This window comes from Actinomycetes bacterium (assembly GCA_024222295.1).
GTDB lineage: Bacteria > Actinomycetota > Acidimicrobiia > Acidimicrobiales > Microtrichaceae > JAAEPF01.
In genome coordinates this window covers 331,096-352,891 of record JAAEPF010000002.1, presented here as the reverse complement: position 1 = coordinate 352,891, position 21,796 = coordinate 331,096, and the positions used below count along the sequence as shown (strand labels likewise).

17 protein-coding genes and 1 pseudogene are annotated in these 21,796 nt (G+C 67.4%); 11 read left to right on the top strand and 7 right to left on the bottom strand.

Annotated features, from left to right (window positions below; genetic code table 11):
* Positions 1-9 precede the first annotated feature (9 nt).
* The 3 genes from GY812_01640 (at position 10) to GY812_01630 (ending at position 4,220) form a co-directional block, all read left to right on the top strand.
* Positions 10-1,593, top strand: coding sequence for an AarF/ABC1/UbiB kinase family protein (locus GY812_01640; protein MCP4434188.1), 1,584 nt, complete (start codon positions 10-12; stop codon positions 1,591-1,593).
* Entirely contained in the window at positions 1,508-3,562 is a 2,055-nt protein-coding gene (gene typA, locus GY812_01635) for a translational GTPase TypA (GenBank protein MCP4434187.1), read from the top strand. The genes GY812_01640 and typA overlap by 86 nt, the downstream gene beginning before the upstream one ends.
* 136 nt (positions 3,563-3,698) lie before the next feature.
* Positions 3,699-4,220: a DUF4395 domain-containing protein gene (locus GY812_01630; GenBank protein ID MCP4434186.1), complete on the top strand. Its 522-nt coding sequence runs from the start codon at positions 3,699-3,701 to the stop codon at positions 4,218-4,220.
* A 27-nt stretch (positions 4,221-4,247) separates the two neighbouring features.
* Here GY812_01630 and GY812_01625 read toward each other — a convergent pair whose 3' ends face one another.
* Positions 4,248-4,988 (bottom strand): alanyl-tRNA editing protein, encoded by a 741-nt coding sequence (locus tag GY812_01625; protein ID MCP4434185.1) that lies wholly within the window; start codon positions 4,986-4,988, stop codon positions 4,248-4,250.
* Positions 4,989-5,017: 29 nt separating this feature from the next.
* On the opposite strand from GY812_01625, the gene nucS reads away from it, so the two are divergent.
* Entirely contained in the window at positions 5,018-5,677 is a 660-nt protein-coding gene (gene nucS, locus GY812_01620; protein ID MCP4434184.1) for an endonuclease NucS, read from the top strand.
* A 6-nt stretch (positions 5,678-5,683) separates the two neighbouring features.
* Here nucS and GY812_01615 read toward each other — a convergent pair whose 3' ends face one another.
* Positions 5,684-6,538, bottom strand: coding sequence for a DUF3445 domain-containing protein (locus tag GY812_01615; protein ID MCP4434183.1), 855 nt, complete (start codon positions 6,536-6,538; stop codon positions 5,684-5,686).
* 103 nt (positions 6,539-6,641) lie between these two features.
* Between GY812_01615 and GY812_01610 the strand changes: the two genes are divergently transcribed.
* The 5 genes and pseudogenes from GY812_01610 (at position 6,642) to GY812_01590 (ending at position 13,158) form a co-directional block, all read left to right on the top strand.
* Positions 6,642-8,393, top strand: a complete 1,752-nt coding sequence (locus GY812_01610) for a hypothetical protein (protein MCP4434182.1) — start codon at positions 6,642-6,644, stop codon at positions 8,391-8,393.
* Between the two features lie 89 nt (positions 8,394-8,482).
* A complete protein-coding gene (locus GY812_01605) occupies positions 8,483-9,946 on the top strand; it encodes a DUF1298 domain-containing protein (protein MCP4434181.1) in 1,464 nt (487 codons plus the stop codon).
* 47 nt (positions 9,947-9,993) lie between these two features.
* The gene (locus GY812_01600; protein MCP4434180.1) at positions 9,994-11,214 is read left to right on the top strand and encodes an NAD(P)/FAD-dependent oxidoreductase; all 1,221 of its coding nucleotides are present in this window, start codon (positions 9,994-9,996) and stop codon (positions 11,212-11,214) included.
* 54 nt (positions 11,215-11,268) lie between these two features.
* Positions 11,269-12,225, top strand: coding sequence for a nitronate monooxygenase (locus tag GY812_01595; GenBank protein MCP4434179.1), 957 nt, complete (start codon positions 11,269-11,271; stop codon positions 12,223-12,225).
* Between the two features lie 795 nt (positions 12,226-13,020).
* A pseudogene (locus tag GY812_01590) lies at positions 13,021-13,158 on the top strand (oligopeptide transporter substrate-binding protein).
* Positions 13,159-13,285: 127 nt separating this feature from the next.
* Here GY812_01590 and GY812_01585 read toward each other — a convergent pair.
* The 3 genes from GY812_01585 to GY812_01575 all read right to left on the bottom strand — a co-directional run bounded on the left by GY812_01585 (position 13,286) and on the right by GY812_01575 (position 15,930).
* Positions 13,286-14,335, bottom strand: a complete 1,050-nt coding sequence (locus tag GY812_01585) for an LLM class F420-dependent oxidoreductase (GenBank protein ID MCP4434178.1) — start codon at positions 14,333-14,335, stop codon at positions 13,286-13,288.
* A 94-nt stretch (positions 14,336-14,429) separates the two neighbouring features.
* Positions 14,430-14,645 (bottom strand): hypothetical protein, encoded by a 216-nt coding sequence (locus tag GY812_01580; protein MCP4434177.1) that lies wholly within the window; start codon positions 14,643-14,645, stop codon positions 14,430-14,432.
* 109 nt (positions 14,646-14,754) lie between these two features.
* On the bottom strand, positions 14,755-15,930 hold the full coding sequence (locus tag GY812_01575; protein ID MCP4434176.1) for an acyl-CoA dehydrogenase: 1,176 nt from the start codon (positions 15,928-15,930) through the stop codon (positions 14,755-14,757).
* Between the two features lie 129 nt (positions 15,931-16,059).
* Between GY812_01575 and GY812_01570 the strand changes: the two genes are divergently transcribed.
* A complete protein-coding gene (locus GY812_01570) occupies positions 16,060-17,685 on the top strand; it encodes an acyl-CoA synthetase (protein MCP4434175.1) in 1,626 nt (541 codons plus the stop codon).
* A 105-nt stretch (positions 17,686-17,790) separates the two neighbouring features.
* On the top strand, positions 17,791-18,684 hold the full coding sequence (locus GY812_01565) for an SDR family oxidoreductase (protein MCP4434174.1): 894 nt from the start codon (positions 17,791-17,793) through the stop codon (positions 18,682-18,684).
* A gap of 96 nt (positions 18,685-18,780) precedes the next feature.
* Here GY812_01565 and GY812_01560 read toward each other — a convergent pair whose 3' ends face one another.
* Positions 18,781-20,229, bottom strand: a complete 1,449-nt coding sequence (locus tag GY812_01560) for an acyltransferase (protein MCP4434173.1) — start codon at positions 20,227-20,229, stop codon at positions 18,781-18,783.
* The gene (locus GY812_01555) at positions 20,226-21,704 is read right to left on the bottom strand and encodes an acyltransferase (protein MCP4434172.1); all 1,479 of its coding nucleotides are present in this window, start codon (positions 21,702-21,704) and stop codon (positions 20,226-20,228) included. Before GY812_01555 ends, GY812_01560 begins: the two co-directional genes overlap by 4 nt.
* Between the last annotated feature and the right edge of the window lie 92 nt (positions 21,705-21,796).

Below are 21,796 nucleotides of genomic sequence, written 5' to 3'. Positions count from 1 at the left end.
GCACAGCACATGGCTGACAGCCCCGACCTCGAACACTTCGCGTTCACCGAGCAGGGACCCTGGGTCGTGCAGCGAGAGAACCTGCGCTGGCTGTCGGGAATCGACGTACTGCGTGCCACGACGCGACGCCAGGTACCCCTGTTGACCGGACGGCGCAGGCTGCCTGACCTCGGGCGACTCGCCGTGGTGTCGGCACGCCTCGGCACAGCGCTGGCCTCATGGGCCGCCCTCGACCGACGTGGCGACCCCGGGCGATCGCGCGCCGGGCTCTCCAGGCGGCTGCGGGTCGCCGCCGAGCACCTCGGCCCCACCTACATCAAGCTGGCCCAGATCATCTCCAGCGGCGAAGGCCTGTTCCCTTCGGAGCTCGTGGAGGAGTTCCGCAAATGCCGTGACCAGGTACGGGCGGAGGACTTCGACACGGTGCGCAGGGTCGTCGAGGCTGACCTCGGCCAGCCGCTCGAAGCGGTGTTCTCCGAGTTCGACACCCTCCCGCTCGCCTCCGCCTCGATCGCCCAGGTGCACGCTGCACAGCTGCACACTGGCGAGGACGTGGTGGTGAAGGTGCAGAGGCCCACCATCCGCACACAGGTGCACCGCGACCTGAAGGTGATGTCGTGGCTGGCGCCATTCCTTGTGGGCCGCATCCCCATCTCCGCCCTGGCCAACCCACCCGCACTCGTGGAGCTGTTCGCCGAGACGATCAGCGAGGAGCTCGACTTCCGGCTGGAGGCGGAGAACATGCTCGACGTGGCTGCCACGTTCGCGGCGTTGGGGCAGCGCGGCTACATCGTCGCCCGCCCGCACCCCGAGCTCGTGACACGCAGGGTGCTCGTGATGGAGCGGCTGCACGGGTTCGCCTTCGAGGATCTGGAGTCGATGAAGTCCGCGGGGGTCGACACCCACGAGGTGATCCGCATCGGAGTGATGGGCTTCACCGAGGGCTGCATGGTGCACGGCATCTTCCACGGCGACCTGCACGCGGGGAACCTGTTCGTCACTCCGGACAGCCGCATCGCCCTCATGGACTTCGGCATCACGGCGCGCATGACGCCCCTCGAGCGCAACGCGTTCATGCGCCTGATGCTCACCGGTGCGATGGGAGACATTCCGGGGCAGATCGCGGCGTTCCGCGACCTCGGTGCGCTACCGGCCGATACCGACATCGACGACGTGATGCGCGAGCTCGGCCTCGACAAGGCCCCGGTGGATCCCACGTCGCTGAGCCAGGAGGAGCTGCTGGCGGAGATCCAGCGGATCATCAAGGCACTGCTGGCCATGGGCGCCAGGCTGCCGAAGATCCTGATGCTCTACGTGAAGAACCTCGTGTTCCTCGACGGAGCGATCTCGTTGCTCGCGCCCGACCTCGACCTGGTCGCCGAGATGGCGCGGCTGTCGACCTACATGGCGACCACGCACGGCGAGAAGCTCGCATCGGAGATGGGGGTCGAGGTGACCGCGTTCGAGGCCGATCCGGCCGCGATCCGAGCAGGCTTCGGGATCGTGGATGAAGAGTCGGACGACCCGGTCACGTACCGTGATCTACAGGCAAGGCGCGAACTCATACGCAAGCGTCTCGGCCACCGGGGCTGAGCCAGCCGGCTCACCACACCGCCCCTCCCCCGACCCCCCCTCTTCTGCCGTGCCCGAACAGCTTCACGATTCCACAGAACCAACGCGCCCGGCGCCCGCGATCGGCTCCGGCAGCACCGTTGTCGACGGCATCCGAAACGTGGCGATCATCGCCCACGTGGACCATGGCAAGACCACGCTCGTGGACGCCATGCTCGACCAGTCGGGCGCGATGGGTCGTCGCACCGACACCGACCGGGTGATGGACAGCCTCGACCTGGAGCGGGAAAAGGGCATCACGATCCTCGCGAAGAACACCGCGGTGCGCTGGGACCGCGCCGGCGGCGAGCAGGTGAAGGTCAACATCGTCGACACGCCCGGGCACGCCGACTTCGGCGGCGAGGTGGAGCGGGCACTGACCATGGTCGACGGCGTGCTCCTCCTGGTCGACGCATCGGAGGGTCCGCTGCCCCAGACACGCTTCGTGCTGCGAAAGAGCCTCGAGCTGGGCCTGCCCGTGGTGCTGGTGGTCAACAAGGTCGACCGGCCCGACGCACGGATCGCAGAGGTTGTCTCGGAGGTGGAGGAGCTGTTCCTCGACCTCGACGCCGACATCGACCAGATCGACTTCCCGATCGTCTACGCCTGCGCACGCGACGGACGCGCATCGCTCGAGGAACCGAGGTCCCTCGAAGACCTCGACGACGACCTCTCGCCGCTGTTGGAGGTGCTCGTGGAGCACCTCCCGGCACCTCGCCACGATCCCGACCACCCCACGCAGGCATGGGTCACGAACCTCGACGCGAACGACTTCGTCGGCCGACTCGCCCTCTGCAGGGTCCTGCATGGCGAAGTGCGCTCCGGCGCCCAGGTCATGTGGTGCCGCTCCGATGGTCGCCAGCAACCCGCCAAGGTGGCGGTGCTGTACGTCACGGAGAACCACGAGCGTGTGGAGGCCGAGAGTGCGGGCCCGGGCGAAATCATCGCCGTGGCCGGCCTCGACGAGGTCGGCATCGGCGACACGCTGGCCGACATGGCCGACCCACGCCCTATGCCCGTGCTGTCGGTCGACGAGCCCAGCCTCGCAATGACCATCGGCGTCAACACCTCGCCGTTGGCCGGCCAGGACGGCAAGTTGCTCACGGCACGGCTGATCAAGGGACGACTCGACAACGAGCTCGTGGGCAACGTGAGCCTGCGTGTGTTGCCCACCGAGCGACCCGATGCCTGGGAGGTGCACGCCCGCGGCGAGTTGCAGCTCGCCGTGCTCGTGGAGACGATGCGCCGCGAAGGCTTCGAGCTGACCGTCGGCAAGCCGCAGGTGGTGACCCGCGAGATCGACGGCAAGCTGCACGAGCCGGTGGAAGCGGTTTCGATCGACGTGCCCGAGGAGTACCTGGGCGCCGTGAGTCAGCTGCTGGCGACCAGGCGCGGCCAGCTGACCAACATGGTCAACCACGGCACCGGCTGGGTACGGGTGGACCAGCGGGTGCCTGCCCGGGGCCTGCTCGGTTTCCGCACCGACTTCCTGACCGAGACCCGGGGCACGGGCATGCTGCACTCGGTGTTCGACGGTTGGGCGCCGTGGTTCGGAGAGATCCGCTCACGCGACCGCGGCTCGGTGGTGGCCGACCGTGCGGGCAAGGTGACTCCCTACTCCGTGGTGGCCGTGCAGGAGCGCGCAACGCTGTTCGTCGGGCCGACCGAGGACGTGTACGAGGGCATGGTCGTGGGCGAGAACTCCCGCTCGGAGGACATGGACGTCAACATCACCCGCGAGAAGCAGCTCACCAACATGCGTGCCGCGGGTTCCGACAACACCCAGAAGCTGACCCCTGCAACACGGTTCTCCCTGGAGCGGGCGCTCGAATTCCTGGCCTCCGACGAGTGCGTGGAGGTCACGCCCGAGTCGATCCGCCTGCGCAAGGTGGAACTGGATGCGGGGGCCCGGGCCCGGGCGCTGAAGGCGCTGAAAGCGGCCCGGGACTGAGTGCCGAAAGCGGCCCGATACTGAGCGCTGAAGGCGACCCGAGACAGACCACTGGGGCGGTTCCCGCTCGGCACGGGGAATGAATCCCGATAAACCCGAGTTGATAGGTCAGGAATAGCAACATAGGTTGGTTCCCATGGCCGCAGGCTCACTGTTCGACTTCCCGAGTCCCGTCAACGAGAAAGCTGCCCGCGTGGTGGCCGCCGGCGCCACGATCATGGCGCTGGCAGTCGGCGTGCTCGGATGGGGCTGGGTGCTGATCCCGCTCACCTACGGTTTCATCGCCCGCGTCCTCACCGGCCCCACGCTCAGCCCATTGGGGCGCTTCGCCACGCGGGTGGCCGCACCGCAGCTGGGTGAGCCGAAGCACACTCCAGGGCCACCGAAGCGCTTCGCCCAGGGCATTGGCGTCGTGTTCAGCGTGTCGGCCTCGGTTCTCTGGCTCACCGGCTTCCCCGGTGCCGCACGTGTCGTGGTTCTGGCACTTGCAGGTGCCGCCTTCCTCGAAGCCGCGTTCGGTTTCTGCCTCGGCTGCCGGATCTTCGCGCTTCTGATGAAGGCCGGTCTCGTGCCCGACCACGTGTGCGAGGAGTGCAACGACCTCTCGTTGCGCATACCCGCCCTGGCCACCGCCAGGGTCGGCGCCAAGGTCGACTGAGGACCCGGGCGGCGGCGCTGGCCGCGCTCAGCCGGGCGGGCCGTCCAGCACCTCGAGGCGCACGCGTCGGTAGCCCTTGCCCTTCGATTGCACCTTGGCCACCTTGAGCCCGCCCACCTGCGAGGTGTCACCCACATGGGTGCCGCCGTCCGCCTGGCGGTCGAGGCCCTCGATGTCGACCACGCGGATCTCGGCGACCGACTCGGGGACCAGGTTGACCTTGGTCCGGATCAGGCTGTCGTCCGCAAGGGCCTCCCCCCTCGGCAGGAACGACACGCTGATCGGGCGGCACGCCGCGACCTCGTCGTTGAGTGCTGCCTCCAGGTCCTCGCGGAAGCCGTCGGGCGGCTCCGGGAACTCGAAGTCGAGTCGCCCGGCGAGCGGCTCCATGTTGCCGCCGGTCACGACCACACCGTGGTCGCGCCACATCACCCCACACAGGATGTGCATGGCGGTGTGCGTGCGCATGAGGCAGTGCCGACGGTGCGTGTCGAGCACGACCTCGACCTCGTCCCCCACCGCCGGTGCCCGTTCCCCCTCTGCGAGCGTGTGCCAGATCAGATCGTGATCCGCGGGATCATGCACCACGTCGATGACCCGCCGACCCGAAATCGTGCCTTCATCGTGCGGCTGGCCGCCGCCGGTCGCATACATCACGGTTCGGTCCAGCGCGACGCGCGGGCGACCCTCACCATCCACCTCGACGGCGGCCACCTCAGCCGTGCAGGAGGTCGCCTCGGCATCGTGCAGGTACAGCTGATCGGTCATCGCCCGATTCTGGCCTACTGTCATCGGCGATGCGTCTCGTGATCGCCCGATGCACCGTCGACTACGACGGCCGCCTGGCAGCCCACCTGCCCGAAGCTGTGCGCCTGATCATGGTCAAGGCCGATGGCTGCGTCGCCATCCACGCGGACGGTGGCGCGTACAAGCCGCTCAACTGGATGAATGCGCCCAACACCCTGGTTGACGACGGCGACAGCTGGATCGTGACCAACCCGGCGTCGGAGTCGCTCACCATCACATTGCACGAGGTCCTCTCCGACACGAGCCACGACGTGGGCATCGATCCCGGACTCGTGAAGGACGGTGTGGAAGCCCACCTCCAGGAGCTCCTGGCCGCCGACCCCACCGCGCTCGGCGATGAACTCGAACTGGTGAAGCGTGAATACCCGACCGACATCGGCCCGGTTGACCTGATGTGCCGCGACTCCGAGGGTTCGGCGGTCGCGGTCGAGGTCAAGCGACGCGGCGAGATCGATGGCGTGGAGCAGTTGACGCGCTACCTCGAACGCCTGGAGCGCGACCCCATGCTCCGCGGCATCAAGGGCGTGTTCGCCGCCCAGGTCGTCAAGCCACAGGCCCGGGTGCTGGCGGAATCACGAGGCATCCGGTGGGTGGAAGTCGACTACGACGCGCTTCGCGGCATAGAACGCCCCCAGATGAAGCTCTTCTGACGGGGCTCAGGCCTCCCGGGCAGACAACCAGGCGCCCACCGGGTCCATGATCCGGCCCAGCCCCTTCTCGGCGACGGTCCGCTCCGGCAGGTTGGCCAGTGCGCTCTGGAGCCGCGCCGCGGCACCCGGCACGCCGAGAATCGACTCGAGCGGGTCGATGTGGACCTCTATGCCAAAAACCACCGCCCGGCTGCGGGGCAGGCGCACGAACGTCTGCCTCTCGACGCGTAGCCAGCCCCGCTCGCCGGCATCGGCTCCCGTGACCGGTGGCTCGGGCGGATCTCCTGCAGTGGGCTGGAACAGATCCGGATGGTCGACCAGGTTCCAGTTGAGCCTCCAGGCCGGTCGTCCGACGCCGAGCCGATCCATGAACCGGTCCACCGGGCCGGCCAGCCGGGAGCCATACGCCGAAACAGGGTCATGCACCGCTGCCACCGACTTGCCCAGCTTGTCCGCCAGCACCCAGCGGGTCGGGAAGCAGACCGACGCCGCGGCGAGCACGAGCGCTCCCGACCCGTCGGGCAGCAACAGGCACCAGTCGGTCTCGCACAGCAGGCCGGCCTGCTCGATCGGGTGTGACCCGTCACCGAAATCGACCACGTGAGCCTCCACCACCTCGACACGGCGGACCGGTACCGTTGCGATTTCCCGGAAGAGGTCGGGTGAGTGGCCGAGGAGGTGTTCCGTGAGCAGGTCCCGCAGTTCCGCCGAAGCATCCTCCACGGTCCCATCCGGGTCATGGATCACCTGCGTCACTTGGTCACGGCGCGTGGCGATGAGTTCACGCTTGCGGAGAACACGCTCAGCGAGCATGTGGCTCGGTTCGACCCATCGTCCAGAATCGAGGGGGCGCACTCCCATGCGCGCGACGAACGGTCCCTCGACAAACGGAAGATACTGAGGCGTGGACACCACCGATCACGAGGATACGGAGTCGCCCGGCGACCCCGGGAAAGCCTCACCGGTGAGCGCGCCCGAAGACCCGACAGAGCAGACCACGTCCACCACGCCACCGTCCGACGCCACTGCGCAGATGGCGAGCGTGGTTGGCAGCCCCAACACCGATTCGGTTGCCACGGGCGCAGCTGAGGTCAACCGCCAACGCAGTCCCCACGGCAAGGGCAAGCTCCTGTGGATCGCAGCGATTCCGGTGGTGCTGTTCCTCGCATTCCTGGCCGCGTGGGGAGTCGACACCGCGATGACGGGCGACGACGTGGCGCGCAACACCGAACTGGCCGGCAAGCCCGTCGGCGGGATGGACCGCGCCGAGTTGTCCGGTGCCGTCGACGAGCTCGCCAATGAGCTTCCCGAGACCGAGGTGGTCATCGAGACCGGCGACCTCACGCTCACGACCACCGCGGGCGAGCTCGGCCTGGGCATCGACGAGGTGGCCACCACCGAGGCCGCGCTGGCCACCGCCACAGCAGTGCCGATGTGGAAGCGCCCTTTCGAGTGGGCCGGCTCGTTCTTCACCCCTCGCGCCGCGGATGTTGCCGTGTCGGTCGACGACGCGCAGATGGGTGACGCCCTGGCGGAGCTCGAGGGCGAGGACCGGCTTGCCCCGGTCGAGCCCACCCTGGTGATCAACGAGGGCGCAGCCGAACTGTCACCCGCCGTGGATGGCATCGAGCTCACCGTCGCTGACGTTGCCGGAGCCGTGCCGACGTCTCTTGGCAACGTGACCGAGCGGATCACGATCAACACCGAGCGCACCGTCGTACCAACCCAGATGCAGGACTCGGCGGTACAGCCGCTGGTAGACCAGGCCAACGCCATGCGCGAGCGGGCGATCACCGTCACCTCGGGCGAGCAGGTGTTCGAGCTCGAGGGCCAGTCCCTGGTCGACGGTGTCGCGGTGGACATGTCGGGCGACGACCCTGTGCTCACGATCTCCGAGGAGGTCATCGGCCAGCAGATCGCTGCCAACAAGGGCATCCTCGCCAACGCCACCGGTGTCAGGTTCACCCTCGGTGGATCCGGTCTGGTCCCCCAGCCGGGCCGCGACGTGGAGGTCTGCTGCGGTGACGGCGCCACCCGCGCCATCGTTGACGCCCTTCTCGCCGGGCAGACCGAGGTGACCGTACCCACCCGCACCATGACCGCGGCCGAGGGCGTCGAGTGGGCCTCCACGCTCGGCGTGAACCAGGTGGTCGGCGAGTTCACCACGAACCATCCGTGCTGCCAGGGACGGGTTGGCAACATCCACAACATCGCGGAGCAACTGCGCGGCATCCTCATCGCCCCCGGCGAGACCTTCTCGGTCAACGACACGACCGGGCGGCGCAACAGGGACAAGGGGTATGTGGCCGCCCCCGCGATCGTCGACGGCGAGTACGTGCAGGACGTCGGCGGCGGGGTCAGCCAGTTCGCAACGACACTGTTCAACGCCGCTTTCTTCGCGGGGCTGCCCATGCCGGAGTACAAGATGCACTCGGAGTACATCTCGCGGTACCCATACGCCCGCGAGGCGACGCTGTTCTACCCGAGCGTCGACCTCGCGATCACCAACAACACCCCTCACGGAGTCGTGATCTGGCCCACGTACACCGATACGTCGATCACGGTGCAGCTGTGGTCCACCCCTTACGCACGGGGTGAGGAAACCGCGAAGAGCAAGTCAGGCGGATGCGGCACGGTGACCACCACCCGCACGATCACCTTCCCCGACGGCGCGCAGGACCAGGACAAGTTCCGCGCCAACTACCGCTGCACCTGAGCGGAGCCGCGGTCGGGCCGGTTCGCGGGGCGAAACCGCGCCGCACCCCGTAGTTTGGTGGGTCCGGCGACGACGCGAAGGAACCCCAGATGACCGACGAAGCTGGCACACAGGACGCCTCGGAATCACAGCCCACCGCGGACGAGAGCATCGAGCAGGTCGAGATGCACTACGAGTCGCGCATGAGCGACGCCGACGCGCTCATGTGGAACATCGAGAAGGACCCGATGCTCCGCTCGACCATCACCTCGATGGTGATCATCAAGGGCGAAGTGGATCGCGACGTGCTGCGCAGCGCGATCGACCGCCTGAGCCGCGCCGTTCCCCGGCTCCGCCAGCGCGTCCGCGGCAACCCCTATTCGATCGCCCCACCCCGCTGGGAGGTCGATCCCAACTTCGACCTCGACTACCACCTGCGGTTCGTGAAGGCGCCGGGCAAGGGCACGGTCGAGGACATCCTCCGCCTCGCAGAGCCGATCGCCATGCAGGGCTTCGACCGGGCACGCCCGATCTGGGAGTGCACCTACGTGACCGGCGGGGACGGCGACACGAGCGCCCTGCTGATGAAGATCCACCACTCGGTCACCGATGGGGTGGGCGGCGTGCAGCTGATGCTGGAGCTGTTCGACCTCGAGCGCGACCCCAGCGCCCGCACACAGCCCGACGCACCCGAGGTCAGAGTCCTCAACCAGTCCGAGCGGTTCCTCGACGCCGCCACGCACCAGGCGCGCGTGTCGGGCGCGATGGCGGCGAAGTTCGCCCGGGGTGCCGCCGACAAGGCCCTCGGGGCGGTCGCGGATCCGCGCGGCGCTGCGGAGTCGGCGACGGAACTGACCGAGTCGGTCGGACGGTTGCTCGCTCCGGCCAACCATCCGATGGGCCCGCTCCTGCAGGGCCGGTCGCTCTCGTGCCACTTCGACATCCTGCGTCTGCCGCTCGGCCCGATGAAGGCGGCCGGGCACAGCTGCGGCGGCAAGCTCAACGACGCGTTCGTGGCCGGCATCCTGCTCGGGATGCGCAGGTACCACCACGAACTCGGTTCCGACCTCGACGCGCTGCGCATGGCGATGCCCATCAGCATTCGAGGCGAGGACACCGAGAACACAGCGGGCAACTCGTTCGTCCCCGCCCGCTTCCAGATACCAGCAGATAGCGACGACCCCCTGGCAACTCTCGAGGAGACCCATCGACGGCTCGCGGAGGTGGTCCACGAACCCGCGTACGCGCTGGTCGATCCGCTCTCCAACATCCTCAACCGGTTGCCGGCGACGGTTACCACCCAGTTCTTCGGCTCGATGATGCGAGGGCTCGACTTCCAGGCGTCGAATGTGCCCGGCTCCCCCCTCCCGCTATACCTGCGTGGCCACGAGGTCGAGTCGGTCGTGCCCTTCGGGCCGATGGCCGGGGCCGGCGCCAATGTCACGCTGCTCAGCTACCAGCACGACCTCAACATCGGAATCAACGTCGACCCGGCAGCCATAACCGACCCCGAGCTGTTCAGCCGCTGCCTCGCCGCCGGCTACGACGACGTGATGGCTGTGGGCGACGACTGAGCCAGCGCGAGTGTGACCGCCCGCATGGGGCGTCCTAGCCTCGCGTCGTGCGCATCCACGACGCCGCGATCGTCGGCGCCGGCCCGGCAGGGGCCGCAGCAGCCATAACCCTCGCCCGCTCAGGCCTCGATGTCGTCCTCATCGACAAGGCCGAGTTCCCACGCGACAAGATCTGCGGCGACGGGCTCACGTCGCTGGCCCTTGGACTGCTCGAGGACCTGGGTGTCGACCCCACCACGATGTCCGACTGGATGTGGGCCTCGGACTGCCAGGTGCGGTCCCCCAGCGGGCACTCGGAGTTGTTCGCGTTGCCGCGTGACCAGGGCCACTTCGCGGCTGTGGTGCCGCGCGCACAGCTGGACGCCGAACTGGTCGATGTGGCCCGCAAGGCCGGAGCCGAGGTGATCGAGGGACACGCCGTGACCGGCGCCGTCGAGCGGTCCGACGGCGTTGAGCTCACCATCGGCAAGGACACACCAGTGGCCGCGTCATGGGTGATCGCGGCCGACGGCATGTGGTCGCCGATGCGCAAGCACCTCGGCGTCGCCCAGCCGGGCTACCTGGGTGAGTGGCATGCGTTCCGCCAGTACGCGTCCGGGGTCGGCGGCCGGGGAGCAGAGGAGCTGTTCGTGTCGTTCGAGGCCGACCTGCTGCCGGGCTACTTCTGGTCCTTCCCGCTGCCTGGCGAGCGGGCCAACGTGGGATTCGGCATCCAGCGCGGCGGCAAGGTGCAAGTGCAGGAGATGAAGCGGCTCTGGGCCGACCTCCTGGAGCGGCCCCACGTGCGCGAGGTGCTGGGCGAAGGCTTCGAGATGGAGGGAACGCACCGGGCCTGGCCAATTCCGGCACGAATCGACGCTGCCGTGCCCGCCACGCGCCGCACCATGTTCGTGGGCGACGCGGTCGGCGCATGCGACGTGATGACCGGCGAGGGAATCGGCCAGGCACTGTTGAGCGGCGTCCGCGCCGCCGAGTCGGTGATCGACTGTGGCCAAGGCGGAAGCGCCGCGGCCGACTACGCAGCGACGATCCGCAGCGAGCTTGTCGCCGATCACCGGATGTCTGCGCTGCTGGTGCGTGCGCTCCGCCACCGCAAGGGTGCCCGAGCGGCAGTAAGGGTGGCCGGCGCCACGGCGTGGACGCGACGCAACTTCGCCCGCTGGCTGTTCGAGGACTACCCACGCGCAATCCTGGCGACCCCGCGCCGCTGGGGATCGCACAGCTTCACCGGGCCGGGCGCGTACAGGGACACCGCCGGCCGAAGCTGACCAGCCTCGAGACCGGCCCCTTCCGGCCGGGTCTCCCGGCTGTATTCTCCCCGGATGCAGACTGCACTGACCGAGATGCTGGGTGTCGAACACCCCGTGATGCTCGCCGGCATGGGCGGGGTTTCGTACCACGCCGTGACCGCCGCCGTTTCCGAAGCAGGGGGGTTCGGCTGCCTCGGGGCATCGACAATGTCCTACGACGTCATGGTCCGCGAGATCGAGGCCGTACGCGAACTGACGGACAAGCCCTTCGGCGTGGACCTGCTGACTGCGGCGCCACAGGACATGCCGGCCAACGTGCAGGCCATCGTCGATGGCGGCGCCTCGGTGTTCGTGGCCGGGCTCGGCGTGCCAAGGGAGGTCGTCGACCAGTGCCACGAGCAGAACGTGCTGGTGGTGAACATGTGCGGCAAGGTGCACCACGCCGTCGACGCGGTGGAGGCAGGTTGCGACATCGTGGTGGCCCAGGGCACCGAGGCCGGCGGCCATACGGGGCGGATCGCCACGATGCCGCTCGTTCCCCTGGTGGTGGATGCGGTTGGCACAGAGGTGCCCGTCGTCGCCGCCGGAGGGATCTTCGACGGCCGGGGGCTCGCCGCATCGCTGATGCTCGGAGCTGCCGGCGTCTGGATGGGCACCCGGTTCATCGCCACGCCGGAAGCACGGACCGTCAACGGCTTCAAGGAGCGCATCGTCGAGGCCGACGAGACCGCCACGATCGTGACCAGGGCGTACACGGGCAAGACCTGCCGCGTGCTCACCACCGGTTACGCAGACGACTTCGAGCGGTCCGGCGCAAAGCCGGAGCCGTTCCCCGCCCAGTTCATCAAGGCGATGAACGAGGGCGTCAACCACCTTGGCGGCGATGCCGACACGGTGGGGGTGGACCCGGAGAGGGAGTTCATGCCGGCAGGCCAGGCCGTCGGTGCGATCGACTCGCTCACTCCCGCAGGAGACGTTGTGGAGTCGGTGGTGGCCGAGGCCGAGGAGGCCTTGGCCGCCATTCGCTGAGCGCCACCCTGAACCGGGTTCAGCCCCGGGTGCGCCCAAGGCGTGATGCGCCGCTGGTCCAGCCCGGGCCCCGCTCGGGCAGAACCCTGTGGCCCCTTGGGCAATAACTCCCGTGGGGGCCCGGGCTCTGGTGTGTTCACGACCCGTTCTGCTACCGTAGCAAGAGCTGTGAGAGGGCCAATTGGCCACCAACCTGGGGGCGTGATGGCGGGAAACCGTTCAACCCATCGAAACCGACTCGTACGCAGGGCGCTCACGGCGCTCGCCGTGGTTCCGATTGCACTCGTGGCTCTGTCCGCGCCCTCAGGGGCGGGAAGCCCGACCACCACCACTGCGCCGACCACCACGATTCCCGAAGACTCCAACTTCACCCTGGCCGGGCTGGACCGCAAGGGTCAGCCCCTCACCACCGGGGCGATCATCGACGGCTCGTTCGCCTTCTGCAAGAACGCCAACGGTCTCGGGTCCGAGCTCTACTTCGAGGGCACCGGCACCAACAACATCTCCATCAAGCACGCTTCTGTGAGCCCGATGGTCATCCCGCTGCACTTCGGCGTGATCAGCATCACCGACTCGATGAACACCAATCCGATCCAGGATGACTTCGTCACCCTCGGTGTGGTCGAGGGATCCCCGGCGCCGTTCGGGACCGTCGGACCTTCCAGCGCCACCTACGGCGGCATCGCAGTTGCCCCGAGCGGCGGCGGCATGGTCTCGCTGAGCCACGACGACCTCAACTCGGACTGCTCGGTCAGCCGTGCGATGCCGATTCTCGAGCCCATCGTCGAAGGTGGTTCCACAACCACCACCGCACCCCCCACCACCACGACGACGGCTCCGACAACGACCACCACGGCGCCCACAACCACCACGACGGCACCGACCACCACCACCACGACCACGACTCCGACAACGACCACCACGGCCCCGTAGCGGCAACAGGAAACGCATCAGCGAACGGGCCCCCGTCGAGGCGGGGGCCCGTTCGCGTGCGGACGTCCTGGCGCAGTGCGTCGCTGTGAGGTTGGCTGTGCGGCCAGCGCGTCGGCCGGCCAGCCGCTCAGCCCATCAGTTCCTTGACCGTGGACACCATCTTCTGTGCCGATGGCAGGTCACGGGAGATCACCTCGACGTTGAGCACCGTCACGCCCGCTTCGCGGTACTGGGCGATGCGGTCTGCCAGATAGGCCTCGTCGCCACACAGCGACGTCTCCTCGAGGAATGACTGCGGCACAGCCTGTGCCGCCTCCTTCTTCTTGCCGTCCAGGTAGAGGTCCTGGATCTCCTTGGCCTCGGCACCGTAGCCGTAGCGCTGGAACAACTGGTTGTAGAAGTTCTTCTCGCGGGCGCCCATGCCGCCCACGTAGAGGGCGATCATGCCGGCGGAGAACTGCCGGATCGGGGCGACCTCCTCTTCGGCGCCGACCGCGAGCAGGCCACCGGCGATCACGTCCATCTCGCCGAGGTCGCCGGACCGCTTGGCGAGTCCGATCTCGAGGTCGTCGCCCCAGACGTCATGCGCCTTGCCGGGGTGGTACAGGATCGGCAGCCAGCCATCGGCCAGTTCCGCGGTCATCTGCACGTTCTTCGGCCCGAGCGATGCCACATGGATCGGGATCCGAGGCCTGACCGGGTGGGTGATGATCTTCAGCGGCTTGCCGAGGCCCGTTCCCTGATCCGAAGGCAACGGCATCGTGTAGTACTTGCCGTCGAAGTCGAGGGGCTCTTCTCGGGCCCACACCCGACGGCAGATGTCGATGACCTCGCGAGTGTGGCCGATGGGGGCCTTGTACGGAATGCCGTGGAAGCCCTCGATGACCTGCGGACCCGATGCCCCGAGCCCGAGGATCGCCCGGCCACCGGAGATGTCATCCAGGCCTGCGGCAGTCATCGCCATGAGGGTGGGGGTGCGGGTGTAGACGGGCAGGATGCCGGACGCGATCTGGATCGTCTCGGTTTCCGCCGCCAGATAGCCCATCAAGGTGGGAGCGTCGTAGCCGTAGGCCTCGGCCACATAGACGATGTCCATGCCCGCGGCTTCGAGGGCCTTGACCTTCTCGACTGACTCGGCGAACCCTCCGGCATAGCCGACCTGCATGCTGAGCTTCACGTGGTGCCCCCTGGGTCTGTGGCCGGCCGAGCCGGCGGCGCGACCCCATCAGCCGGGTTCGCGGATCTGGTGCGATGGCAGTGCTTCTGCGCCCTCAGGCGCTCGGTTCATACTCCTTGAGCCGGCAGAGCTGGGCGGCCTCGAGCCAGGGCACTTCGACTCCGTTGTCGAAGTGCACCCGGTAACGGATCCAGCTGAGCCCGGTGCGGAGCATGACCTTGCCGCTGGTGCCTGCGGGCACGCCCGGCAGATCCTCGGTGACCACGACCTTCTCGTGGGCCGTGAACGATGCGTCGGATGCAGAAGCCATTGCGCACAAACCTACCCGAGGGGGTCCGACGGTAGGAACTCGGAGCCACGGCCGCACCCGCGGTGTCCTGAGGGTGTGCCCAAGGCCCCAGGGGCACGGTGTCGGCCGTTCAGGAGGCTGTTGCGGATGCCGCCCGCCGGCTCTCCGCCCAGGTCTTGTTGGCCTCCACGTCGACATCGTGCGGCAACCCGAGCACACGCTCCGACACGATGTTGCGCTGCACATCACCGGTGCCCCCGCCGACCGTCAGTGCCTGGCTGAACAGCCAGCCGAAGTGCCAGATCCCCGGATCTGCTCCCAGTGGCCGGCCGTCCGTCAGAAGCCCGGATGCGCCGGCCAGGTCCTTGGCGGTCTCCATTATCCGCATGCCGTGCTCGTCGGCCAGGATCTTGCGGATCGAGGCCTCCGGCCCGGGCTGCTCTCCCTTTATGGCGGATGTGACCGTGCGCAGCCGGATCAGACGCAGGATCTCCGACTCGATGTGCAACCCGGCGAGCCGTTGGCGCATAACCGGATCGAGGACTCCGCCTTGTTGGCGCACCAGCTCGAGCAGGTCCGATGCAGCTGGGCCGTTGCCCCAGAGAGCTCCCCCACCGCTGAGCGACACCCGTTCGTTGGCCAAGGTCACCTTCGCGAGCCGCCAGCCGTCGTTGACCTCGCCGACCACATTCTCATGAGGGATCCGAACATCGGTGAAGAACACCTCATTGAACGTGTGTCCGCCCGTCATCTCCACGATCGGGCGGATCTCGATGCCCTCGGCGTCCATCGGGCACACGAAGTAGGTGATGCCCCTGTGTTTCGCCACGTCGCGGTCGGTGCGGGCGATCAGGATGCCGTAGCGGGCGAAGTGGCCGAGTGACGTCCAGATCTTCTGGCCGTTGACGACCCACTCGTCGCCGTCGCGCACCGCGCTGGTGGACAGTCCCGCCAGGTCACTGCCGGCGCCCGGCTCCGAGAACAACTGGCACCAGACGTCCTGCGCGCTCAGGATCCGCGGGATGTACTGCTCCTGTTGCTGTGGTGTGCCCGCCTCGAGCAGCGTGGGGCCCGCCCAGCCGATGCCGATGATGTTCGACGGACGCTTCACGCCCGCCGCCTTGAGCTCCTCGTCGATGATGATCTGTGTTATCGGGTCTGCGTCGAGGCCATAGGGCTCGGGCCAGTGGGGTGCCACGTAGCCGGCCGCAGCCACCTGTGCGTCGGAGGGGTCAGGATGCTCGGCCAGCCACTCGCGCACCGCCACTCGCCTCGGGTCGCCATCGGGTGGTAGTTCGAAATCCATCGGCGCAACCTACTGCGCGCCGGGATTGCCGCGACCCGTGCAGTGCTGTGACGTACCCGACACCGATCACGGCCACCTCCACGGCGGGGTTTGCCTATGCTCGCCGGACCGTAGGACCCAGGGGGACCGATGCCGGGATGGAACTTCGCTGAGTTGTGGGAGGAGATCGCCTCGCGCTTCGGCGATTCCGATGCGCTGGTGCAGGGTGAGCGCCACATCACCTGGTCAGAGATGGATGCACGGGCCAACGGCCTCGCGTCGTGGCTGCTCGACCGCGGAGTCCAGCATCAGGACAAGGTCGCGCTCTACCTCTACAACTGCCCCGAATACGTCGAAGCATCGTTCGCCTGTTACAAGGCCGGCCTCGTGCCGGTCAACACCAACTACCGCTACCTGGACGACGAGTTGGCCTACCTATGGGACAACGCGGACGCAGTGGCGGTCGTGTTCCACTCGGCATTCACCGAACGCGTCGAGGCGGTCCGTTCCCGGGTGCCCGGCGTGCGCGACTGGTTGTGGGTCGATGACGGGTACGGCGACTGCCCCGACTGGGCCACCCCCTACGAGGGGGCGACCACGCCCACGGCCGAGCGCGCCGAAGCACCGTGGGGGCGTTCGGGTGACGACATCCTCATGATCTACACGGGCGGCACGACCGGCATGCCGAAGGGCGTGATGTGGCGCCAGGACGACCTGATCCGCGCCACTTGCGCCACCGGCAACGCCCTGCTCGCGGAGGACCCCGACTCGGTCGGTGGCGTGACAGCGGCGATCGACACACTCACCGGGCCAGGGGTTCCCGGCCTGCCCGCATGCCCGCTGATGCACGGCACCGGCTGGTTCACCGCCAACATCTACCTGACCCAGGCAGGCTCGGTGGTGTGCCTGCAGGACCGCCATCTCGATGCGGTCGAATTGCTGGACACGGTCGAACGCGAGGGCGTGGGGGGCCTCACGATCGTCGGTGATGCCTTCGCCAAGCCGATCATCCGGGCACTCGACGCCAGCCCCGGCCGTTGGGACCTGTCCAGCCTCGTACTGATCACCTCGTCGGGAGTGATGTGGAGCGAAGGGGCGAAGAAGGGCCTGCTGGAACACCACCCGACAATGCTGCTGATCGACTCGTTCTCGTCATCGGAGGCGCTCGGCATGGGCCAATCCATCTCCGCGGCCGGCGCCGAGGAGAAGACCGCACACTTCGCCCTCGGTTCCAACGCTGCGGTGTTCGACGAAGACGGCAACCCGGTCGAAGCGGGTTCCGGCGTCAAGGGGAGGGTGGCGGTACCCGGCCATGTCCCGATCGGCTACTACAAGGACCCCGATAAGTCCGCCGCCACCTTCATCGAACACGACGGTGTGCGCTACTCGATGCCCGGCGACTACGCCACCGTCGAGGCCGACGGCTCCATCACGTTGCTCGGGCGCGGCTCGGTGTGCATCAACACCGGCGGCGAGAAGGTGTTCCCCGAGGAGGTCGAGGAGGCCCTGAAGGTCCACGAGTCGGTTGCCGACGCCGTGGTGGTGGGCGTGCCCGACGAGAAGTTCGGCGAGGCGATCACAGCCGTGGTGGAGCCGGCTGACGGCGACATCGATCCCGGCGCCCTGATCAGCCACGTCAAGGACCACCTCGCCCACTACAAGGCGCCCAAGACGGTTCTCACGATCGACACGATCGGACGCGCCCCCAACGCCAAGGTCGACTACAAGCGCATGAAGGCCTATGCCCTCGACTCCCTCGGCATCGACGCCGACTGAGCCGCCACCGGCACCGGTTGGCCCCGGCAAGGGCGGCAGCCGTAGCGTGGCGGGTCAACGACCGGTCGACGGGGGCCGGCACAACTCCCCCATGGAGGAGAACTGATGTCTGATCTCGGATTCGAGGGCCAGGTGGCAATCGTGACCGGCGCAGGTGGCGGCCTCGGCAAGTCCCACGCGCTGGAGCTGGCACGCCGCGGAGCACGGGTGGTCGTGAACGACCTGGGCGGCGCAGTCGACGGCTCCGGCGGGAGCGACTCGGCGGCCCAGAAGGTCGTGGACGAGATCGAGGCTGCTGGCGGCGAGGCCGTGGCAGACCACAACTCGGTGGCCACACCGGAGGGCGGCAAAGCCGTCGTGCAGACCGCACTCGACGCCTACGACACGATCGACATCGTGATCAACAACGCAGGCATCCTGCGCGACAAGACCTTCCACAACATGACCCCGGAACTGCTCGAGCCGGTAATCGCCGTGCATCTGCTCGGAGCTTTCTACGTCACCCAGCCGGCCTGGGGAATCATGCGCGACAAGGGCTACGGCCGCGTCGTCAACACCAGCTCCAACTCCGGCCTACTCGGCAACTTTGGCCAGGCCAACTACGGCGCTGCCAAGCTCGGTCTCGTGGGCTTCACCCGCGTGCTCGCCAACGAGGGCAAGGCCAAGGGCATCAGGGTCAACGCCATCGCTCCGGTCGCCAAGACCCGCATGACCGAGGACCTGCTGGGCCCGCTCGGCGACAAGCTCGAGCCCTCCGAGGTCACGCCGACCGTCGTGTACCTCGCCCACGAGGACTGCCCGGTCAACGGCGAGGTCTACTCCGTGGCCGGCGGCGTCGTCGCCCGGTACTTCATCGGACTCACCCCTGGTTGGTACTCCGAGGGCCACAGTGTCGAGGACGTGCGCGACAACTTCGAACAGATTCGCGACGAGACCGGCTACATCGTGCCCGAGGATCCCTCGGGCGAGCTCAAGAAGCTTCTCGAGACCCTGAGCTGACCCAGAGCCGCGCCTCTGTCTGACCGGCTCCACCTTTCGGGGTGGAGCCGGTGCCGTTCTCGGCGCGAGGTCCGCTGCGACTGAGCCCGCAGCCGCTCAACCCTGCGGGTTGTCCCCGGAGGACGCGTCCACCGTTTCCCCGTCGTCGGGACGGATATCGACCACTTCATCGGCTTTCGAGGACTGGCCTACCTCGGGATCGGACGTGCCATCGCCGGCGTCGTCGCTGAAGTCCTGCGGCTCGGCCTTCCTAAGGTCGGCCTGGGCGGCCAGCACCGCCGTCTTGGAGAGCTTGTCGCCGGTGAAGCGGAGTTTCGACTTCATCACCCTCATCTCGACCTTGTTGTACACGAGAACGCTGATGAGGATCGTGGCCGCGGCCATGAACGGCAGTCGCAGCAACTGCATACTCAGCGGCGCGTCCTCACCTCCGGTGAGGCCCATGATCACCAGGAACGGCAGGGCGTGCCAGATGTAGATCGTGTAGGAGCGCTGGCCCATCCACTGCATCCAGTTCATCGACCACGCCTTGGACACCCACCAGTGGCGGTAGCGGGCCAGACAGAACAGACACAGCGCGAATCCGAGTGCACCCAGGGTGTGCCCGAAGCGGAACCAGTAGGTGGTCGCGAGCATGTCGGGACGGTTGAACTCCTCCGGACCGGCAGGCAGGTACTCGAAGTACGGGCCACCCAGCTTCTGGACCGCACCACTCGACGTGTTGAGCATAAGGATCCAGAGCGCCAGGCCGAATGTGCCCATCCACATGAGCCATCGCGCATGCCGGTCGGTGGTTCGCTCCGGGACGTAGGCGTTGATGATCGCCACGAGCACACCGAGCATGAGTGAGTCCGGCCGCTGCAGGAAGAACATCCGCACACCGGCGATCATGTTCTCGTCATCCTGGAAGAACCCGGTGTAGGCGAACCAGCGGGCGATGGCGATGCCGACGAACACAACCCCGAGCACGACGCCGAGCTGCTTCATCCAGTCCTTCTTGACGCAGACGAGCACTGTGCCTGCGATGCCGAGGTAGAACCACTCCTCCATGCCGAGGGTCCACAGGTGCCACATCGTGCGGTCGTTCTGGGCCGTGGGGTCGATCACATAGAGCCCGTTGGGGAAGAACAGGTGGTAGACGTAGCCGACCGCCGCGGCGCCGTCGGCGAGGATGTCGGTCAGACCTGGGATCTCGTCGGGGATCGGCGCCCCCACTGCGCGGGCGACCGAGATGCCGATGCCGATCACCAGCCAGACGGCGACGAACAGCCATACGGATGGGAACAGGCGCAGGCCGCGGCGCCAGTAGAACGCCCGCAGGCCGATGGTGCCGGTGCTGCGATGCTCCTGTATCAACAGCGTGGTGATCAGGAAGCCGGAGAGCACGAAGAAGCCGTCGATGACGGTCACCCACGATTCCACGTAGGCGAACAGTGCGTGGCCGACTATCAGCATGGTGACGCCGATGCCACGGATGCCGTCCATCGACGTCACGAGCCCGAGCTTCGGGGCCTGTGATACGAACGGTGCCTTGGCTGTGCTCATCGCGTTGCGCCCTCGTCACTGGCCGACAGTTCGGCATCGTCCTGGGCCACCCCGACGTGGTCTCCGTGGCCCGGCGTGCCCCCTGAGTCATTCGCCTTGCCGGAGTCGCCGGTGTCGGCGCCAGGCGTGTCGCCGTTTCGATTGGCCTCAGGGCTCAGCGGCGGATCGTTGTCCTCGACCGGCTTGCCGGTCACGTCCACCATCTTGCCCGTGTGCAGGTCGACGACCTCCTTTTCAGAGGAGTAGCGGAGCTTCACCTTCATCATCTTCTGCTCGACGCCGTAGTAGATCGGAATCCCCATCAGGATGCCGAGTGGCACGAGCACCAGCACCCTGGTCTTCTCGCCGAGCACGGAGTCCAGGCCGAGCACCTCGAGCAGCAGCCAGAAGAACAGCGTGTGCCAGACGTACAAGGTGTAGGACTGGCGGCCGAGCCACCGCAGTGGCTGCCAGGAGAGCCAGCGGTTGGCCCACCAGTCCTTCATCCGGGCCATGGCGAGCAACGGGATGGCGAACGACACGGCACATACCGTGTGGCCGTACTGGATCCAGTACAGTCCGCCGTCCATCTGGAGCTCACCGTTGACGATGTCGGGCTGCATCGGCGTGTACGGGAACGGCAGGCCGGCCTGGCCGAACAGGTCATTGAGGAAGCCCGACGCCATCAGCATCGTGAAGAAGAAGACCGCGAAGCTGACGGCCGCGAGCTTGGGGAGCCAGCGCTTCCAGCGCGGTGTCAGCTCCGGTAGGTACGCGTTGAGCACCGCCAGAGCGACACCCCACATGAGGGCGTCGGGTCTGCTCAGCCACAGCAGCGAGAGCCCACGGGGAAGCACGCCGTCGTTGGTGGGGCCGCCCGGCCAGGGGCCGGTAATGCCCATCCACCGCTGCACGCCAATGAAGACCGCACCGGCGACCATCAGCACTGCCAGCTGCTTCATCCAGTTCTTGCGGATGGCGACCAGAACCGTGACGCCGATGAGGAGGTAGAACTGCTCCTCCACCGCCAGCGACCAGTACTGACTGATCGAGAGCTGCTCTGCTTTCTCGGGGTCGACGGCCGCGAGGCCCACGGGGAACACCAGCTCGTATACATAGAAGAACGCCGCCAGGGCCTCTTCCCACAGTGTCGAGAGCCGGTCACGGTCGAACAACAGCGCCGCGGCGAACCACGCGGCGATGCACAGGTAGGCGGTGGGCAGCAGCCTCACACCGCGGCGGGCGTAGAACTTGCGGAAGTTGATTCCGTAGGTGTCGCGGTGCTCCTGCATGAGCAGCGACACGATCAGGAAGGCCGACATCACGAAGAACATGTCAACGATGCCCGCAGCCGAGGGATACAGGTTGCTGTACGCGTGCTGTGACAGCACCATCAGGATGCCGATGCCGCGAACCCCGTCGAAACCGCCTATGAAGCCGAGCTTCGGCGCTTGGGACACGAACGGTCCCGGCGCCTTCGCCCCCACACTCGCCATGGACTCGAGATTACGAGGGTGCAGGAGGTCACACAACAAGAACGACGTTCATTCGGGTGGGTATATACACCCGACCGACGAGGCCGGCATCC

Coding starts and splice junctions, on each gene's coding strand:
- GY812_01625 (MCP4434185.1), bottom strand. CDS start 4,988: ATGACCGATCAGCTGTACCTGCACGATGCCGAGGCGACCTCCTGCACG.
- GY812_01560 (MCP4434173.1), bottom strand. CDS start 20,229: ATGAGCACAGCCAAGGCACCGTTCGTATCACAGGCCCCGAAGCTCGGG.
- GY812_01630 (MCP4434186.1), top strand. CDS start 3,699: ATGGCCGCAGGCTCACTGTTCGACTTCCCGAGTCCCGTCAACGAGAAA.
- GY812_01575 (MCP4434176.1), bottom strand. CDS start 15,930: ATGGATTTCGAACTACCACCCGATGGCGACCCGAGGCGAGTGGCGGTG.
- GY812_01555 (MCP4434172.1), bottom strand. CDS start 21,704: ATGGCGAGTGTGGGGGCGAAGGCGCCGGGACCGTTCGTGTCCCAAGCG.
- GY812_01605 (MCP4434181.1), top strand. CDS start 8,483: ATGACCGACGAAGCTGGCACACAGGACGCCTCGGAATCACAGCCCACC.
- GY812_01580 (MCP4434177.1), bottom strand. CDS start 14,645: ATGGCTTCTGCATCCGACGCATCGTTCACGGCCCACGAGAAGGTCGTG.
- GY812_01640 (MCP4434188.1), top strand. CDS start 10: ATGGCTGACAGCCCCGACCTCGAACACTTCGCGTTCACCGAGCAGGGA.
- nucS (MCP4434184.1), top strand. CDS start 5,018: ATGCGTCTCGTGATCGCCCGATGCACCGTCGACTACGACGGCCGCCTG.
- GY812_01570 (MCP4434175.1), top strand. CDS start 16,060: ATGCCGGGATGGAACTTCGCTGAGTTGTGGGAGGAGATCGCCTCGCGC.
- GY812_01565 (MCP4434174.1), top strand. CDS start 17,791: ATGTCTGATCTCGGATTCGAGGGCCAGGTGGCAATCGTGACCGGCGCA.
- GY812_01615 (MCP4434183.1), bottom strand. CDS start 6,538: ATGGGAGTGCGCCCCCTCGATTCTGGACGATGGGTCGAACCGAGCCAC.
- GY812_01595 (MCP4434179.1), top strand. CDS start 11,269: ATGCAGACTGCACTGACCGAGATGCTGGGTGTCGAACACCCCGTGATG.
- typA (MCP4434187.1), top strand. CDS start 1,508: ATGAAGAGTCGGACGACCCGGTCACGTACCGTGATCTACAGGCAAGGC.